A 16,871-nucleotide genomic window follows, 5' to 3' on the forward strand; every position below is an offset into this window, starting at 1 on the left:
CATCCCTGTGTCGGTGGTGGAGTTCGGCGGAACGGGGCGGGGCGTCCTGCTGTTGCACGGCCTGATGAGCAGGGCCACGGCCTGGTGGCCGGTCGCGCAGTGGCTCACACCGCACGGCCGCGTGGTCGGGATCGACGCGCGGGGGCACGGCCGAAACCCGCAGCGGGGCCCCTACCGCACCGAGGACTTCGTCGCCGACGCCGCGGCGGCGATCGAGCGGCTCGATCTCGCACCCGCCGTCGTGATCGGGCACTCCATGGGCGGGCTGCACGCGTGGTGTCTCGCGGCGGCCCGTCCTGACCTGGTCAGCGCGATTGTGGTCGAGGACTTCGCCCCGGACAACAGGGGCCGCACGACCGACGAGTGGAAGTGGTTCTTCGACGCCTGGCCGGTGCCGTTCCAGTCGCTCGCGCACGTGACGTCGTTCTTCGGCGCGCCGGTGTTCGCCGAGTACTTCGAGGAACGCGAGGACGGCTGGCACCTGATCGCGGCGATGGACGACCTCTACGAGATCGCCGCCGAGTGGGGCACGCGGGCGTACTGGGACCAGATCGCGGCCGTCCGCTGCCCGTCGCTCGTCATCGAGGCGGGCCAGGGCGGGCAGCTGCCAGGGCAGATGGCGGCGGCGGCGCGGTCGTGCGGCGGGCAGTACCTCCACGTCCCCGAAGCGGGGCACCTGGTGCACGCCACCGCTCCGTGGGTCTACCGCGGTGCCGTGGAAGCCTTCTTGAGCACGTCGACCTCACCGGTCTGAGTGTCCACGACCGACACCTCGCGGACCTTCGCGCGGATCGGCTCGACCGGGAACACCTCGGCGAACGCCGACCGGATCGCCGCCTCGCCGACACCGTGCACGAGCGTGCAGTGGGGGACCCAGTTGCCCGGCAGGTAGTAGGCGCTGGGGTTCTTCACGTTGCCGGCCAGCACGTCGTGGATCGCCGAGTGGACGGCCAGCAGCTCGGCGTCGACGACGGCGGCGAGCATCAGCACGTTGTCGACCGCGGCGAACGTGCCCAGGTGGTGCAGCCACAGGTCCGGCAGCCAGAGCCGTTCGAGGTCCTCGCGCAGCTCCTTGCGCACCTTCTGGCCGATGGTCGTCGCCGCCGCGTAAGTGAGGTGCGGTGGGAAGCCGGGTGTTACGCCGATGCGTCGTTGCAGGTCGCGAACCTTCTTGTCCGCGTCGTCGTCGAAGAACGCCACCAGCGCGTGCATCAGTGCTCTCCCGGCAGCGCGAACAGGCCGTCGCGGGTCTGCTCGACCAGGCCGTCGTCCAGCAGCGAGACCAGGCACTTCTCCCGCTGCGTGACGTCGTTCCAGACGAGGTCGAGCTGGATCTTGGGCACCGGGCCGGGTGCGCCGCGCAGCACGTCGAGCAGCTTGCCCCGCACCTGCCGGTCGGTGCCGGCGAACTTCTGCACCTTCTTCTCCGGCCCGGCGTAGGCGGGCCGCCCGGCCAGCTGCCACGCGCACTCCGCGTACAGCGGGCAGTCGGCGCACTTCTGGTTCTTCGCCGTGCAGATCAACGCGCCGAGCTCCATCAGGGCGGCGCTGAACACGGCGGCGTCGTCCCGGTCCTCGGGCAGGATCGCCTCGACGTCCCGCAGGTCTCGCTTGGTCGACGGCGGCCCCGCGTCACCGGCACCGTGCACAGCGCGCGCGACGACCCGGCGGACGTTCGTGTCCACGACGGCGCACTTCTGCCCGTACGCGAACGTCGCCACCGCACGGGCCGTGTAGCTGCCGATGCCCGGCAACGACTCCAGCGTCTCGATGTCCGACGGCACCACGTCGCCGTGGTCGCGCGCGATGGCCGTGGCCGCCTCGTGCAACCGCAGCGCGCGCCTCGGGTAGCCGAGCTTGCCCCACATCCGCAGCACCTCGCCCTGCGACGACGCGGCCATCGCACTCGGGACCGGCCACTTCGCCAGCCACTCGTGCCAGATCGGTTCCACGCGGCTCACCGGCGTCTGCTGCAGCATGATCTCGCTGATCAGCACACCCCAGGCGGTGCAGTCGGGTCGGCGCCACGGCAGGTCGCGGGCGGCGGTGTCCCACCAGCCCAGCAGCAACTCGTGATTCATCGCCCGCCATTGTCGCAAACGCACGCGGGGAGCTTTCGTACTCTCGTGGTGCACGAAGGCTCCCCGCGTGCCCCTGGATGTCACGCGGGGGCCCCGCGTTCCCCTGGATGTCACGCGGGAGTCCCGCGTTCCCCTCAGGGAAACGCGGGGGCCCCGCGTGGCACGGGGTCAGGCGGCGGCGGTCTCCGTGGCGTCGACCTCGCGCAGCTCACCGGTGTGCACGTCGTAGACGAACCCGCGGACCTTGTCGGTGTGCGGGATGAACGGGCTGCGCCGCAGGCGGGCCATCGACCCGCGCACGCTCTGCTCGACGACCTTGAACGCCTCCACGGCCCAGGTCGGCCGCAGGCCGGTGTCGGACTCCAGCTCGTCCTTGAAGTCGTCCTCGGTGACCATTTCGAGGCCGCAGTTCGTGTGGTGCACCAGCAGCACCTCACGCGTGCCGAGTTTGCGCTGGCTCAGCGCCAGCGAGCGGATCATGTCGTCGGTGACGACGCCGCCCGCGTTGCGCAGCACGTGCGCCTCGCCCTGCTTCAACCCGAAGATCTCGAACACCCGGATGCGCGAGTCCATGCAGGTCAGGATCGCCACCTGCAGGGACGGCCGCGCGGAGGAACGGTCTCCGGGAACCACGTTCCCGAGCTCGTAGTTCCGCTTGAGCAGTTCGTCGATCGCGGTCATGACTACCCTCCATGGCCTACCGGCGGACCCCCGCTCGATGGAACTTCAGCGAGCGCGCGTTCACAAGGGCTTTCCGGCAATATCACGTTCACCGGATCGAGCGACGCTCGCCTACGCCTGGATTCCACGTCACCCCGCTACGTTCGGGCCGTGATCGAGCCCACAGCACCACTCTCGTCCTCGGTGTACTGGCGCCGCCGCATCGCCGCGATCGGCGCGGCGCTGGTCACGCTGCTGCTCGTGATCTGGATCGTCGGCCTCTTCGGCTCCGGCCCCGACCAGCCGGCTCAGCCCACCAACGCCGCGGCCGCCTCGGCCTCCACGCCACCGCCGACGATGTCGGAGGCCGGTGCGGCGTCCTCCTCGACGACCCCGCCGCCCGCGGTGAGCACCCCAACAGCCGCGCCGCCTCCGCCGCCCGGCCCGCCGCAGCCGTGTCCCGACGACGCGGTCGTGGTGGTCGCGAAGGTCGACAAGCCGGTCTACAGCGGCGGTGACCAGCCGGAACTGTCGATGGACGTGGTCAACAACGGTCCGGCGCCGTGCATCAAGGACATCGGCCGCGAGCACCGCGAGCTGACCGTGCTGACCGCCGACGGGCACACGGTGCTGTGGTCGAGCAACCACTGCCTCGCCGCGACGGGCAGGGAGGTGCGGGTGCTGGCACCGAAGGAGGTCTTCAACTTCGGCACGAAGTGGGCCGCCTCGACCTCGCAGCCGGGGTGCGGACCGCACACCCGGCTGGGCGCCGGCGACTACCTGCTGGTGGCGAAGCTGGCCGGGAAGGCCAGCCAGCCCACCGTGTTCCGGCTGGGGAACTAGGCCCGGCTCACGGGCCGAACCAGCGCTCCTCCGCCCCGCCCCGCGGCGGGCCCGACGTGTTGCCGATCATCAGCTCGGTCGCGAGGTTCACCGACCGCGGCCGGGACCGCTCGTTGGCGTCGAGCAGCAGCTTGCCCGCCGCCCGCCCCTTCTCCAGCACCGGCTGGCGCACGGTCGTCAGCCCGGCCTCCTCGGCCCCGCGAATCCCGTCGAACCCGGTGACCGTGAGGTCGTGCGGCACCCGCAGCCCGCGCCGGGCCGCCTCGGTCATGGCACCCAGCGCCAGCACGTCCGAGGTGCAGATCAACGCCGTGACCTGCGGGTCCCGGTCGAGCACCTGGGCGGCACCGGAGGCACCGGACGAGGGGTTGTGGTCGAACCGCTCGACCACCGGCACCTGCGACCAGTCGACACCGGCCTCGCTGAACGCCTCGGCGAGACCGGAGAGGCGGTTGCGCTGCACGTGGAAGTGCGCGGCGTGCTGGCGGTCCGGCGTCACGAACCCGTCGTTGCGGTCGCGGGCCAGGCGCATGCACACGACGCCGATCCTGCGGTGCCCCAACGAGATCAGGTGCTGCGCGAGCTCGTACATCGCCCCGCGGTCGTCGATGCCGACGCGGTCGACGGTGCCGAGGTCGGGCTGGTCGCAGACCACCGTGGGCACCGGCCGCTCCAGCACGGCCGCGAGGTGCGGGTCGTCGTCGGGCACCGAGTAGACGACGAAGCCGTCGACGCCGGCGCGGTGGACGGACGCGACGTCCTCGCGTTCGGGGTTGGCGGGCACCAGCAGAAGGCCCGTGCCCGCGTCCTCGCACGCCAGCGCGAGGCCTTCGAGGAAGCCGATCGCCGCGGGGTCGCGGAAGGCGTAGGAGAGGTTCTCGGTGAGCAGCAGGCCCACCGCCCCCGCCTTGCGGGTGCGCAACGAGCGCGCCACAGGATCCGGGCCGGGGTAACCCAGCCTTCGGGCCGTGTCCAACACCCGGCGACGCAGCTCGGGGGAGAGCTGGTCGGGACGGTTGTACGCGTTGGACACCGTTGTCCGGGAAACGCCCAGCTCAGCGGCCAGGGAGGCCAGCGTCGCAGGACGTCGCACATGCATAGACCGCGCCATGAAAGGACCGTAACGGTTCAGAACCAATTCGTGAAGTCAGGGTGACCGGCGTCCCTCAAATGACGCATCCGCGCTGGTCGTCCCATCTGGCTTGTTCAGAATTTGGTCCAGACCAATATCCCCCGCCGGGTGTCTCACCTCGGGGCCGCTGACGACTCCCGCACGACCAGCCGCGGCCGGAACACGCGCGTGTAGTTGTCGTTGCCCTGCCTGCGCCGATCCGGGTCCAGGCGCTGCACGAGCTCGTCGATCGCGGCCGCCGCCATCTCCTCGATCGGCTGCGCCAGCGTCGTCAAAGCGGGCGAGGAGTAGGCAGCCAGCGGGATGTCGTCGAACCCGACGACGGACAGCCGATCGGGTACCGCGATCCCCCGCTGGTGTGCCTCGCGCATGACGCCCAGCGCCATGTGGTCCGACGAGCAGATCACCGCGGTCGGCGCCACCGTGTCGAGCAGCTGCGCCACCGCCTCGCCACCGCCCTCGGCGCTGAACGGCCCGTGCGCCACGTACTCCGAGCCCGCCGGCAGGTGGTTCTCCTCCAGGGCGGCGGCCCACCCGGCGCGCTTGAGCCGTGACGGCAGCGACCGCGCCGGCCCCGACACGAACCCGATCCGCTCGTGCCCGAGGTCGATCAGGTGCTTGGTGGCCAGGTAACCGGCCATCTGCTCGTCCACCGTCACGTCGGGCACGTCCAGCGCGGGCGTGGCGCCGTTCAGGAACACCATGTGCACGCCGTCGGCCAGCAGCTTCGCGTAGTAGCTCGGCCGCGGGGCCTGCCCGAGCGGGACCTCGACGTTGGTGATCTCCGGTGACACGAACACCATGCCCTCGACCCCGCGGGCGAGCAGCATCCGGACGTACTCCTCCTCGCCCATCGGCGCGCCGCTGCGGGTGTTGCACAGCAGCGAGGAGTAGCCCAGCCGCGCGGCGCGGGTCTCCAGCGCCTCCGCGAACGCCGGGAACACCGGGTTCGACAGCTCCGGCACCAGCAGGCCGATCACGCCCGTGCGCTGCAACGCGCCGAGTCCGCGCGGGGTGTACGGCATCTCCGCGAGCACCGACAGCACCCGCTGGCGGGTCTCGTCGTTGACGCCCGCCCGCCGGTTCAGCACTCGGCTGACGGTCGAGATGGACACCCCGGCTGCCCTGGCGATCTCGGACAGTCCGGACACGTTGCCTCCCTGCTCAGCTTGGGTCGGCGCAAGCCTGCCGTGTCCAGAAAAATTTTGCAATGACGGTTCACGGGACGGGGCCGTTACGGCTTGGTTACGGTCGACGTCTTGACCTGACCATGGTTCGGGTAGTGAAATCGCCCGCAACATTCTCGCAAAACCTTGCAACACCTCGTCTCGCTCGGAGTCGAGGCCCCAGCTGGAGGGAACGGCAGCAACGATGCGACGGACAACCCTCGTGACCGCCATGGCGACGGGTGTCGCCCTCGTGCTCACCGCCTGCGGAAGCGGCGGATCGAGCAGCAACAGCGGATCCGACTCGGGCGAAGTGACGTTCTGGGACACCAGTGGCCCCAACGAGAGCCCCGCGTTCGCCAAGATCGCGAACGACTGCGCCTCGAAGGGCGGCTACAAGGTCAAGGTCGAGACGCAGGCGTTCGACACGGCGCTCGCGAACTACAAGACCGCAGCCCAGGGCGGCCAGGGCCCCGACGTCTTCCGCGCCGAGGTCGCCTGGGTGCCGCAGCTCGCCAAGCTGGGCTACGTCGCCGACCTCTCCGACACCGACCTCGCGAAGGACACCGGCGACTTCCTGGAGGCCCCGCTGGGCTCCACGAAGTTCGAGGGCAAGACCTACGCGGTGCCGCAGGTGACCGACTCCCTCGCGCTGCTCTACAACAAGAAGAAGCTCGCCGACGCGGGCGTCGAACCGCCGAAGACGTGGGACGAGCTCAAGGCAGCGGCCGCCAAGCTGGGCGGCGAGAAGGCGTTCTTCCTCAACAACGACGCGTACTACGCGCTGCCGTTCATCTACGGCGAGGGCGGTGACCTGGTCGACGCCTCCGCGAAGAAGATCGTGGTCAACTCCGAGAAGAACGTGAAGGCGCTGCAGACCGCGAAGGGCCTGCTCGACTCGAAGGCCGCGTTCACCTCGCTCGACGCCGGCAACTCCTACACCACGATGCAGGCCGCGTTCTCCAGCGGCGACGCCGCCATGGTGATCAACGGCCCGTGGGCGGTGGCCGACTACCTCAAGGGCACCGCGTTCACCGACCCGGCCAACCTCGGCATCGCGCCGGTCCCCGGCCCGACCGCGGGCAAGGGCAGCGCCCCGGTCGGCGGCCACGACTACACGATCCGCCAGGGCACCAAGGCGAAGCAGTCGTCGATCAAGTTCGTCCAGTGCATGGCGTCGGCCGAGTCGCAGGCCGCCATCGCCAAGGAGCTGGGCCTGCTGCCGACCCGCAAGTCGGCCTACCAGAACGCCGACGTCAAGGCCAACGCCGTCGTCTCCGCGTTCGAGCCGGTCACCAAGGTCGCGCACGAGCGCGCCTGGATCCCCGAGGGCGGCCAGCTGTTCGACCCGCTGAAGATCGCCTACGCCGACGTCCTCGCCGGCAAGAAGGAGCCGAAGGCCGCTCTCGACGACGTCGCCAAGGCGTACAAGGAGCAGGTCGTCACCGAGTACTCGATCGGCTGATTGGTGTTGGACGGCCGGGGCCTGCCGCCCCGGCCGTCCGCCTGGGGTTCGGAGGAGATCGGTGCGTCGGTTCCTGGACCGGTACTGGTACGCGTATGCGATGGTGCTGCCGGTCGTGGTGGTCATCGCGGTGTTGGTGCTCTACCCGCTCGCGCAGGGCGTGTTCTTCACCTTCACGAACATCAACGAGGGCAACATCGCCAACCCGGTCCTGGACCGGCCCGCGTCCTACGACGTGGTGGGCTTCAAGAACTACCTCAACGTCCTGTCCGGCGGCGACTCCTACGGCGCCTTCTGGGGCACGCTGGTCCGCACGCTGATCTGGACGTTCGCCTGCGTGTTCTTCCACTACACCATCGGCCTGGGCCTGGCGATGCTGCTCAACCGCCAGGTGAAGGGCCGCTCGCTCTACCGCGTGCTGCTGATCCTGCCGTGGGCCGTGCCCGCGTTCATCAGCGCGTTCGCCTGGAAGTACATGTTCAACGCGCAGTACGGGATCATCAACCAGGTCCTGCGCGCCGTCGGCCTGCCCGACCCGGTCTGGCTCGGCCAGTCCGACTGGGCCCTCGTGTCCGTGATCATGGTCAACGTCTGGCTGGGCACGCCGTTCATGATGGTGGCGCTCCTGGGCGGCCTGCAGTCGATCCCCGGCGACCTCTACGAGGCGGCGGAGATGGACGGCGCGACGCCGTGGCAGCGCTTCCGCCACGTGACCCTGCCCGGCCTGCGCTCGGTGTCGTCCACGGTGATCCTGCTCGGCATCATCTGGACGTTCAACATGTTCCCGGTGATCTACCTGGTGGCGGGCCCCAACCCGAACACCCGCATCCTGGTGACCTACGCGTTCGAGCGCTTCTTCTCCGGCGCGTCCCGCGACTACGCCATCGCGTCGACCTACGGCGTGCTGATCCTTTCGGTGTTGTTGGTGTTCGCCGCCGTCTACCGGCGGGCACTGCGCAAGCAGGGCGAGGTGTGGTGACGTGACGCTCGATGCTTCGTCCCTCCAGGTGGTCAAGGCCCCCGAACGCCGCCTGAGCCGGTCGGACCGCTCCGCCGGGTCCTCGATCCTGTTGCACGCCACGCTGATCACCGCGTCGGTCATCTCGGTGTTCCCGATCTTCTGGGTGTTCGTCACCTCGTTGAAGCCCGACGCCCGCGCCGTCGAACCGACGCCGAAGCTGTGGAACGAGTCCTCGTTCGACAACTACAGCCGCGTGCTGGCCGGCGAGAAGGGCGACTTCCTCGCCTGGTTCGGCAACTCCGTGGTGATCGCACTGCTGACCACCGTGCTCGGCGTGTTCATCTCGGCCACCGCCGGCTACGCGGCCTCGCGCTTCCGGTTCCCCGGCAAGCGCGGCCTGATGATGTCGTTCCTGCTGGTGCAGATGTTCCCGTTCGCGGTCCTGATCGTGCCGCTCTACAACATCCTGATCGCGTTGGGGCTCAACGGTTCCACCATCGGCCTGGTGCTCGTTTACTGCACCACCGCGGTGCCGTTCTGCACGTACATGCTCAAGGGCTACTTCGACACGGTCCCCGCCGACATCGACGAGGCCGGCCGCGTGGACGGCTTGTCGCCGTTCGGCGTGTTCTGGCGGCTGATCATGCCGCTGGCCAAGCCGGGCCTCGCGGTGACGTCGTTCTACGCGTTCCTCACGGCGTGGGGCGAGGTGGCGTTCGCGTCGGCGTTCCTGTCGGCGGCGGACGAGTCGAAGACCCTGGCCGTCGGGTTGCAGGTGTTCGTGCAGCAGAACCGCACCGAGTGGGGCCACCTCGCGGCCGCGTCCATCCTGGTCGCCATCCCGGCGATCGTCGTGTTCTACCTGGTGCAGCGGTTCCTGGTGACCGGGCTCGCGTCCGGTGCCGTGAAGGGCTGACCGCGGGCGGCGCGTGAGAGCGCGCTCATCCATGCTGTCGGACGTAAGCGCTTGCGTTGCGAACTCGCGCAACGCAAGCGCTTACGGCCATTCCCGTAAGCGCTTGCAATGCATAACGTCGCGCCCAGACAAGCGGTGAAAGGTGCGTCACATGGCAGAGGTGTCCTACGTCAAGGCGTCGAGGGTGTTCTCCGGCAACCCGCCGGTGCGCGCGGTCGACGAGCTGTCGCTCGAGGTCGCTGACGGCGAGTTCCTGGTGCTCGTCGGCCCGTCCGGTTCCGGCAAGTCGACGGCGCTGCGCATGCTCGCCGGCCTCGAGGACATCGACGAGGGCGCCATCCACATCGGCGGCAAGGACGTCACGAACGTCCCGCCGAAGGGCCGCGACATCGCCATGGTGTTCCAGTCCTACGCGCTCTACCCGCACATGACCGTCGCCGAGAACATGGGCTTCGCGCTCAAGCTCCGCGGCGTCAACAAGACCGAGATCAAGGCGAAGGTCGAAGAGGCCGCCAAGATGCTCGACCTCACCAAGTACCTGGAGCGCAAGCCGAAGGCGCTCTCCGGTGGTCAGCGCCAGCGCGTCGCCATGGGCCGCGCCATCGTCCGCGAGCCCTCCGTGTTCCTCATGGACGAGCCGCTGTCCAACCTGGACGCCAAGCTCCGCGTCGAGACCCGCGCCAACATCGCCGCCCTCCAGCAGCGCCTCGGCACCACCACGATCTACGTCACGCACGACCAGGTCGAGGCCATGACGATGGGTCACCGCGTCGCCGTGCTCAAGGACGGCCTGCTGCAGCAGTGCGACACCCCGCGCGCGCTGTACGACCGCCCGGCCAACGCGTTCGTCGCGGGCTTCATCGGCTCGCCGGCCATGAACCTCAAGACCGTGCCGATCACGTCCGAGGGCGCGAAGCTCGACGGCGTCATCGTGCCGCTCTCGCGTGACGCGATCGCCGCCGCCGGTGGCCTGGACGAGGTCACCTTCGGCATCCGCCCCGAGGCCCTCGGCATCGTGCCGTCGGGCGAGGAGGGCATGGAGATGACCGTCGAGCTGGTCGAGGAGCTCGGCGCCGACGCGCTCGTGCACGGCGCCGTGAAGATCGGCGACTCGTCGCAGCGCTTCGTCGTCCGCGTCGACGGCCGCACGCCGCCCACCCTGGGCCAGCACGTCAAGGTCGCCGTGCGCGACCACAGCGAGATCCACCTGTTCCACCCCGAGACGGGCGACCGTCTGGAGGCGTGAGTCACACGCGAAGGCCCCCGGCGTGACCGCCGGGGGCTTTTTCATGTCGTAAGCTGAACTCGACAACGGTTTCCATTACCTGATCGAGGGACGGCGTGATGACTCTCCGCAACGCTCTGGTCGGCACTCTCGCCGTCGTGAGCCTGGCAGCCTGCGGCACGACCACGCCGGCCGCGGACAACGGCAAGATCAAGGTGGTCACCTCCACCAACGTCTGGGGCAGCGTCGTCGCCGCCGTCGGTGGTGACGCGGTCGAGGTCAAGGCGCTGCTGGAGGACCCCGGCGCCGACCCGCACTCCTACGAGAGCAAGCCCGCCGACGCCGCACTGGTCAAGGACGCCAAGCTCGTCGTGTTCAACGGCGGCGGCTACGACGACTTCTTCGCGAAGCTGATCACCAGCGACGCCACCAAGAAGGTCGAGGCGTTCCCGCTGCGCGAGCACAGCCACGCCGAGGAGCCGGCCACCTCCACCGCCACCACGACCTCCGAGGCGCCCGCCGCGGACGACCACGGCCACGAGCACGGCGAGAACGAGCACGTCTGGTACGACCTGCACACCGTCCAGGCCGTGGCCGAGGCCGCGGCGAACGAGCTGAGCGCGCTCGCACCGGACAAGAAGGCGACGTTCGAGAGCAACACCCAGAAGTTCACCGCCGCGCTGGAGGACCTGGAGAAGAAGGTCACGGGCGTCGGCGCCGGCAAGAAGGTCGCCGCCACCGAACCGATCGCCCACTACCTGCTCGACGAGGCCGGCGCCGAGGACGCGACCCCCGAGGCGTTCAGCAAGGCCGTCGAGGAGGAGTCCGACGTCCCCGCAGCCGCGCTGGCCGAGATGAACCAGCTGGTCGAGGGCAAGAAGGTCAACGTGCTGGTCAACAACACCCAGACCGAGAACAACGTCACCAAGCAGCTCGTCGAGAAGGCCAAGGCGGCCGGTGTGCCCGTCGTCGAGGTCACCGAGACGTTGCCCGCGGGAACGACCGGCTACCTTGACTGGATGAGCAAGCAGGTGGACGCCCTTTCGCAGGCGCTCAAGGCATGACCGCGATCTCGCTGCGCGGCGCCCGGCTGTCCTACGGGGACAGAGTGCTGTGGGACTCCCTCGACCTCGACGTCGAACCCGGTGAGTTCCTCGCGGTGCTCGGCCCGAACGGCTCCGGCAAGACGAGCCTGATGCGCGTGCTGCTGGGCCTGCAACCGCTGTCCTCGGGCACGGTCGAGGTCAACGGCGGCAACCGCGCCATCGGCTACATCCCGCAGCAGCGAGCGCTCGACCAATCCATGACGCTGCGCGGCCGCGACCTCGTCGGCCTGGGTCTCGACGGCTACCGCTGGGGCCTGGGCGTACGAGGTCGCGCCGCCCGCCGCATCCGCGTCGACGCGGCCATCGAGTCCGTGGGCGCCACCCGCTACGCCGACTCCCCGATCGGCCTGCTGTCCGGCGGCGAACAACAACGCCTGCGCGTCGCCCAAGCCCTCGTCGGCGACCCCACCGTGATGCTCTGCGACGAGCCACTCCTCTCACTCGACCTCGCCAACCAGCGCGTGGTGAGCGAGCTGATCGACAAACGCCGCCGCGAAGCCGCCACCGCCGTCCTCTTCGTGACGCACGAGCTGAACCCGGTCCTGCCACTCGTGGACCGGGTCCTGTACCTGGTCGGCGGCCGCTTCCGCATCGGCACCCCGGAAGAGGTCATGACCTCCGCGACCCTGTCCGAGCTGTACCGCACACCGGTCGAGGTCGTGCGCGTGCGCGACCAGATCCTGGTCGTCGGCGCCGGCGCCTGCGAGGAACAGACCCACCACCTGTCGGCGGGGGCCGCGTCGTGACCGCCTCCTCGTCCTCCACCCGTTCGTCGGCGGGAGCCGCGTCGTGACCTTCTTCGACCTCCTCGCCCTGGACTTCGTGCAGACCGCCCTGATCGCCGCCGCGGTCCTCGGCCTGGTCGCGGGCGCACTGGGCCCGTTCATCGTGACCCGCAAGATGGCCTTCGCCGTCCACGGCACCTCCGAACTCGCCTTCACCGGCGGCGCAGCGGCCCTGCTGCTCGGCGTCGGCGTCGGCTACGGCGCACTGGCCGGCTCGATCATCGCCGCGGTGCTCCTCGGTGTGCTGTCCCGCCGCGAGAGCGACCGCGACTCGGTGATCGGCGCGATCCTCGCCTTCGGCCTCGGCATGGGCATCCTCATGCTGGCCCTCTACAAAGGACGTTCGTCGAACAAGTTCGGCCTGCTGGTGGGCCAGATCGTCGGCGTCGACTCGACCGACCTGCAACTGCTGGTGATCTCCTCCGCAGCCGTCCTCGCCGTGCTGGCGGTGATCTACCGCCCCCTGTTCTTCGCTTCGGTCGACCCCGACGTGGCCGTCGCACGCGGCGTGCCGGTCCGCGGCCTGTCGATCGTGTTCGCGGTGCTCATAGGCGTCGCGACGGCGCTGTCGGTGCAGGTCGTGGGCGCTCTGCTGGTGCTGGCCCTCATGATCACCCCCGCCGCGGCGGCCATGCGGCTGACCGCGTCACCGGTGCGGGCGATCGTGCTGTCCGTCGTGTTCGCCGAGGTCGCCGCGGTGGGCGGAATCCTGCTGTCGCTGCAGCCCGGGCTGCCGGTGTCGGCGCTCGTCACGGCGGTGAGCTTCGTGATCTACCTGGTCTGTCGTGGGATCGGGGCTGTGCGGACCGGGGCTTCGCGGGCTGCGTGACAGGCCGCGGGCTGTCGCTCGGACGGGTGAATCCTGTCCGGATTTGCCTCGATCGTCGTCTGGTAGATGTCCGGAAAGCATGGTCGTCTTCGCCCCGTGAGGAAGGAAGCGCGGGGGAGGCGGCAGGGGAACGTGGGGTTCTCATGGGAACGAGAATCAGCGAGTGCTGAGGGTTCGGCGGGCAGGGCAAGGGTGATCGGGTCGCGCGGTCCGGGGCCGTGGGCATGAGGTCGCGGGCATGGGGTCGCGGGCGTGAGGGCGTGCCACTGGGCACGAGGCGCCATGGGTGTGAGACGCCACGGGCATGACGGCTGCCCCGAGCTCAGGCGGTCTCGGCCCAGACCGTGGTTGCTCGGACCGTGGTGTGCTCGGACCGTGCCTCGCCCGGAGCGCGCAGGCACCCGGCGAAGCGGCGACCCAGCCCGAACGCGGCTCAGGCCGAACGTGACGTGATGGGCTTCGTGACGTCGTCCGCCCGAGGAGCCGGCATCAACCGCGGCGGAATGTCCAGCCCGGCCACCCGGACCTGGTTGCGCCCGTTCTCCTTGGCCTTGTACAGGGCGGCGTCCGCGGAGTGCTGCGCGGTCGCCATGTCCGGGCCGTTGTCCGGGATGACGGCCACGCCGATGGACGCGGAGATGGCGCGCAGCGAGTCGCCGTCGGGTTCCGAGGGCTGGATCTCGCGGCCGTAGAGGGTCACCACGTTGCGGTGCTTGTCGGTGGTCGGGACGGCGAGACGGCCGATGGCCTCGCGGATGCGTTCGGCGATCGTCACGCCCTGGGCGACCGGGGTGTCCTTCAGGGCCACGACGAACTCCTCGCCGCCGTCGCGGCCGGCCACGTCGCCGGGGCGGAGCTTTTCGCGCAGGATGCGGCCGACCTCGGCCAGGACCGCGTTGCCCGCGGGGTGGCCCCAGGTGTCGTTGATGCGCTTGAAGTGGTCGAGGTCGATGACGAGGACGGTCATCGGGACGCCGTCGAGGCGGCAGCGTTCGGCGAGGCGGCCGGCGTACTCGGCGAGGCCGTTCGTGTTCAGCAGGCCCGTGCGGTAGTCGGTGTGCGCGTCGGCGGCGAGGCGTTGGTGGAGCTGTTCCTGTTCGCGCAGGAGTCGTTCGAGATGCGTGCGGCGCTCAGCCGCCCGGGACAACAGTGCGTTCACCAAGATCACGGGGACCACCAGCAGCAGGGGGCCGACCCAGTGGGAGGTCATGAGCATGCCGAGCATCGCGCCCGCGCCGAGCGTGCTCATCTCCAGCATGTTGTCGACGCGGGAGCCGAGGAACTCGAAGACCTTCGAGTTCGGGGTCACGATCTTGAACGCGACCGCCACGGTCATCACCTGGACGAACCAGTACACGAGGGCGGCTATCGCGAGGACCAGGACCAGGCCGAGGTCGGTGGGCACGTTTCCGGTCGCGGCCAGCGAGACACCCGAGAGGTGCACGAGCGCCCACGACAGCAGGGTGGAGGCCAGCATGGAGGCGGTGCCGAAGACGAAGCGGTACGGCTGGCGGCGGGCGATCGGCTGGATCAGGATGCGCATCCAGATCGTGGCGACCACCGCGAGGCCACCGGGCAGGGCGACCGCGGCTGCGAAGGTCCAGACCGATGTCAGGTCGATGTGGGGACCGGAGGCCTCGTTGCGGCGGGCCTCCTCGGCTCTGCGGACGATCGTCAGGTGGATCGTGATCGCGGCGATCAGCGCGCCGAAGCGCAGCCAGTCCGTGGTGGCGACCGGGGTGAGATTCGTCAGCAGCCAGATGGCGGCGCCGGTGACCGCGGCTTCGAGCACGAAGAAGTACGCGATCGCGCTGGGCGCAACGGTCCAAAGGTCCCAGTTGCGAATCGGAGTCAAGCCGAGTGCCCGCGATCGCCCGCGATCAGTCAAACTGTTCTTCACCACGACCCCCTACGCTCATGACACATCATGAGCAAGCCGCTGCTGACCCGGTCGTAGACCACCGCGCTGCTGCTCGTCGCAACGAGGAGGTGTCTTGCCATGAGCAACCGTGACTTCTGAACACCACCCTCCTCAATGCTTCCGCCCGGAACCTCCGCGTTTGAGGTGCCTCCTCGATCGGGATATCGCTATTGGTGACCGTTCTGTTTCAGATTGCCACCGTCTTGCTGTCCGCGCGACGCCGCGCCCGGCGCCAGGCGAAGGTGGCCTGTGTCGCCAGCAGCAACCCGATGCCCCCCGCGCCCGCGATCGTTGCTGTGATCGAACCGACCGAATGGGCGACGACACCGGCCAGTGCCATTCCGCCGCCCTGGCTCGAACGCAGTGCCGCGCGCCCAATGCCATAGGCCCTTCCGCGGTACTGGTCGGGAAGTAGTCGCATCCACGCCGAACGAGCGGGTGTGTGATAAGCCCCGCCTATACCGGCGATGACCAACAAAACGATCGTCCACGTCAGGTTCGGGTTGAACGCGAACATGATCAACGGCGCCAGCGACAGGATCGCGAGCGGGCCGATCAGGCGTTCCCGCTTGGCCGGGTCCCGCACGATGCGGAACAGCAACGCCACGCCGAGCACGTTCGCGGCCGGCTCGATCGCGAGGATCAGGCCCACCGCCCACACCGCGTCCAGGCTGGCCGCCAGCGGCACCGCCAGGCCTTCGGGGACCATCGCGAGCCCGGCCAGCAGCCGGACGCCCAGCAGGGTCCTCAGCCGCGGCTCCGTCACCATCAACGTGAGCACGCCGCGCGGCTCTTCGTCGTCCTTCTTCTTGCGTCCCAGCGGGTCCGCGGCAGGGCGGTGCTCGACCGACACCTGCACCAGGATCGCCAGGGCGGCGAACGTCACGGCGTTGATCGCCAGCGCGATGCCGGGGTTCGTGTGGGCGACGAGGAAACCTGCGGCGGCGAGCCCGGCCATCTGAGCGATGTCCACGGACGTGCCGAAGAGCGCCACACCGTCGTCGTAGCGCTTGGCCGGCAGCACGTGCGGGAGGCTCGCCTCCTGGGCCGCCAGGTACGGCGAGGAAATCGCCAGCACCACGACCAGCAGCACGATCATCGCCCACAGCGGCATGCCGGGAATCGCCATCGCGGCCATGAGCACGGCCTGCATCCAGGCCGTCGTCACCATTACCGTGCGTCGCGGGAACCGGTCGGCGACCCAGCCGAGCAACGGACCCGAAATCAGCGGCGGGAAGAGCGTCAACGACCAGGTGAGCGCGGTCCACGCTGCGGATTGTGTTCGTTCGAACACGAGCAGCGACAATGCGACCGCGGCGAGTTGGTCACCGGCAGTCGAAGCGGTGGAGCCGATCCACATGGCGCGGAACTCACGCAAACCCACGAGCTCGCGGAGCGCGCCTCGGGTCGTCATGCGTGTCCTCGGCGCGTCGCGGCCCGGCCGTGGCGAATCAGCTCGTCCTGATTCGTTCTACGCCGAGTCACGTCGCCCCCGCCGGTGGTAATCAATTCCTATCGACAATCACGGTAGAAGCTGCCTGACCGTTCAACGTCTGTCCTACCACAGTGTGTACCTAAACGGAGCAGGCCAGTTACCTAAAGTAGTTACAATAGCGAAACGCAGGCCTGATCTTCTTCACAGTTGACCTCGGATTCGCCTGGTTGGAGCCCAAATGGTCACGCAACGTGTCGCGTGGTGCCAATCGGTCCTCACCGGCTCGGCCAACCGGTGCAATCAGCTCCAACCGTCGTCCGCCGACTCCCGGCGGGTGCGGCAACAA

The 16,871-nt window shown here is 69.3% G+C and carries 16 protein-coding genes; 9 read left to right on the forward strand and 7 right to left on the reverse strand.

Going from position 1 to position 16,871, the window contains the following annotated elements; all coding sequences use genetic code 11:
• Positions 1-7 precede the first annotated feature (7 nt).
• Positions 8-754, forward strand: a complete 747-nt coding sequence (locus AB0A63_RS04455; protein ID WP_360385260.1) for an alpha/beta hydrolase — start codon at positions 8-10, stop codon at positions 752-754.
• Here AB0A63_RS04455 and AB0A63_RS04460 read toward each other — a convergent pair.
• From AB0A63_RS04460 to AB0A63_RS04470, 3 genes are all read right to left on the reverse strand, one after another.
• Entirely contained in the window at positions 703-1,212 is a 510-nt protein-coding gene (locus AB0A63_RS04460; RefSeq protein ID WP_360385262.1) for a 2'-5' RNA ligase family protein, read from the reverse strand. The two genes, AB0A63_RS04455 and AB0A63_RS04460, sit on opposite strands and share 52 nt — an antisense overlap.
• Entirely contained in the window at positions 1,212-2,081 is an 870-nt protein-coding gene (locus tag AB0A63_RS04465) for an A/G-specific adenine glycosylase (RefSeq protein ID WP_360385264.1), read from the reverse strand. Before AB0A63_RS04465 ends, AB0A63_RS04460 begins: the two co-directional genes overlap by 1 nt.
• Before the next feature lie 168 nt (positions 2,082-2,249).
• Positions 2,250-2,762: a carbonic anhydrase gene (locus AB0A63_RS04470; protein WP_360385266.1), complete on the reverse strand. Its 513-nt coding sequence runs from the start codon at positions 2,760-2,762 to the stop codon at positions 2,250-2,252.
• Positions 2,763-2,912: 150 nt separating this feature from the next.
• Here AB0A63_RS04470 and AB0A63_RS04475 point away from each other — a divergent pair, with 150 nt between their 5' ends.
• Positions 2,913-3,584, forward strand: a complete 672-nt coding sequence (locus AB0A63_RS04475) for a hypothetical protein (RefSeq protein WP_360385268.1) — start codon at positions 2,913-2,915, stop codon at positions 3,582-3,584.
• 7 nt (positions 3,585-3,591) lie between these two features.
• Here AB0A63_RS04475 and AB0A63_RS04480 read toward each other — a convergent pair whose 3' ends face one another.
• Positions 3,592-4,695, reverse strand: coding sequence for a LacI family DNA-binding transcriptional regulator (locus AB0A63_RS04480; RefSeq protein WP_360385270.1), 1,104 nt, complete (start codon positions 4,693-4,695; stop codon positions 3,592-3,594).
• Between the two features lie 134 nt (positions 4,696-4,829).
• A complete protein-coding gene (locus tag AB0A63_RS04485) occupies positions 4,830-5,867 on the reverse strand; it encodes a LacI family DNA-binding transcriptional regulator (protein WP_360385272.1) in 1,038 nt (345 codons plus the stop codon).
• 220 nt (positions 5,868-6,087) lie between these two features.
• Between AB0A63_RS04485 and AB0A63_RS04490 the strand changes: the two genes are divergently transcribed.
• The 7 genes from AB0A63_RS04490 to AB0A63_RS04520 all read left to right on the forward strand — a co-directional run bounded on the left by AB0A63_RS04490 (position 6,088) and on the right by AB0A63_RS04520 (position 13,169).
• The gene (locus AB0A63_RS04490; protein ID WP_360385274.1) at positions 6,088-7,347 is read left to right on the forward strand and encodes an extracellular solute-binding protein; all 1,260 of its coding nucleotides are present in this window, start codon (positions 6,088-6,090) and stop codon (positions 7,345-7,347) included.
• A gap of 100 nt (positions 7,348-7,447) precedes the next feature.
• Entirely contained in the window at positions 7,448-8,326 is an 879-nt protein-coding gene (locus AB0A63_RS04495; protein ID WP_360386610.1) for a sugar ABC transporter permease, read from the forward strand.
• Between the two features lies 1 nt (position 8,327).
• Positions 8,328-9,224, forward strand: coding sequence for a carbohydrate ABC transporter permease (locus AB0A63_RS04500; protein ID WP_360385276.1), 897 nt, complete (start codon positions 8,328-8,330; stop codon positions 9,222-9,224).
• Between the two features lie 151 nt (positions 9,225-9,375).
• On the forward strand, positions 9,376-10,470 hold the full coding sequence (ugpC, locus tag AB0A63_RS04505) for a sn-glycerol-3-phosphate ABC transporter ATP-binding protein UgpC (RefSeq protein ID WP_360385278.1): 1,095 nt from the start codon (positions 9,376-9,378) through the stop codon (positions 10,468-10,470).
• Between the two features lie 98 nt (positions 10,471-10,568).
• Positions 10,569-11,513, forward strand: a complete 945-nt coding sequence (locus AB0A63_RS04510; protein WP_360385280.1) for a zinc ABC transporter substrate-binding protein — start codon at positions 10,569-10,571, stop codon at positions 11,511-11,513.
• Positions 11,510-12,301: a metal ABC transporter ATP-binding protein gene (locus tag AB0A63_RS04515; protein ID WP_360385282.1), complete on the forward strand. Its 792-nt coding sequence runs from the start codon at positions 11,510-11,512 to the stop codon at positions 12,299-12,301. Before AB0A63_RS04510 ends, AB0A63_RS04515 begins: the two co-directional genes overlap by 4 nt.
• A gap of 43 nt (positions 12,302-12,344) precedes the next feature.
• Positions 12,345-13,169: a metal ABC transporter permease gene (locus tag AB0A63_RS04520; RefSeq protein ID WP_360385284.1), complete on the forward strand. Its 825-nt coding sequence runs from the start codon at positions 12,345-12,347 to the stop codon at positions 13,167-13,169.
• A gap of 433 nt (positions 13,170-13,602) precedes the next feature.
• Here the strand turns inward: AB0A63_RS04520 and AB0A63_RS04525 are convergent, their stop codons facing one another.
• Both AB0A63_RS04525 and AB0A63_RS04530 read right to left on the reverse strand, forming a co-directional pair.
• Complete coding sequence (locus AB0A63_RS04525) at positions 13,603-15,024, reverse strand: GGDEF domain-containing protein (RefSeq protein WP_360385286.1); 1,422 nt, start codon at positions 15,022-15,024, stop codon at positions 13,603-13,605.
• A 253-nt stretch (positions 15,025-15,277) separates the two neighbouring features.
• Positions 15,278-16,504 carry an MFS transporter gene (locus tag AB0A63_RS04530; protein ID WP_360385288.1) on the reverse strand — a complete coding sequence of 409 codons (1,227 nt, stop codon included), beginning with the start codon at positions 16,502-16,504 and terminating at the stop codon, positions 15,278-15,280.
• Positions 16,505-16,871 lie beyond the last annotated feature (367 nt).

It is taken from the genome of Lentzea sp. NPDC042327 (genome assembly GCF_040647275.1).
GTDB lineage: Bacteria > Actinomycetota > Actinomycetes > Mycobacteriales > Pseudonocardiaceae > Lentzea.

Coding starts and splice junctions, on each gene's coding strand:
- AB0A63_RS04460 (WP_360385262.1), bottom strand. CDS start 1,212: ATGCACGCGCTGGTGGCGTTCTTCGACGACGACGCGGACAAGAAGGTT.
- AB0A63_RS04465 (WP_360385264.1), bottom strand. CDS start 2,081: ATGAATCACGAGTTGCTGCTGGGCTGGTGGGACACCGCCGCCCGCGAC.
- AB0A63_RS04470 (WP_360385266.1), bottom strand. CDS start 2,762: ATGACCGCGATCGACGAACTGCTCAAGCGGAACTACGAGCTCGGGAAC.
- AB0A63_RS04480 (WP_360385270.1), bottom strand. CDS start 4,695: ATGGCGCGGTCTATGCATGTGCGACGTCCTGCGACGCTGGCCTCCCTG.
- AB0A63_RS04490 (WP_360385274.1), top strand. CDS start 6,088: ATGCGACGGACAACCCTCGTGACCGCCATGGCGACGGGTGTCGCCCTC.
- AB0A63_RS04495 (WP_360386610.1), top strand. CDS start 7,448: ATGGTGCTGCCGGTCGTGGTGGTCATCGCGGTGTTGGTGCTCTACCCG.
- ugpC (WP_360385278.1), top strand. CDS start 9,376: ATGGCAGAGGTGTCCTACGTCAAGGCGTCGAGGGTGTTCTCCGGCAAC.
- AB0A63_RS04510 (WP_360385280.1), top strand. CDS start 10,569: ATGACTCTCCGCAACGCTCTGGTCGGCACTCTCGCCGTCGTGAGCCTG.
- AB0A63_RS04515 (WP_360385282.1), top strand. CDS start 11,510: ATGACCGCGATCTCGCTGCGCGGCGCCCGGCTGTCCTACGGGGACAGA.
- AB0A63_RS04530 (WP_360385288.1), bottom strand. CDS start 16,504: ATGACGACCCGAGGCGCGCTCCGCGAGCTCGTGGGTTTGCGTGAGTTC.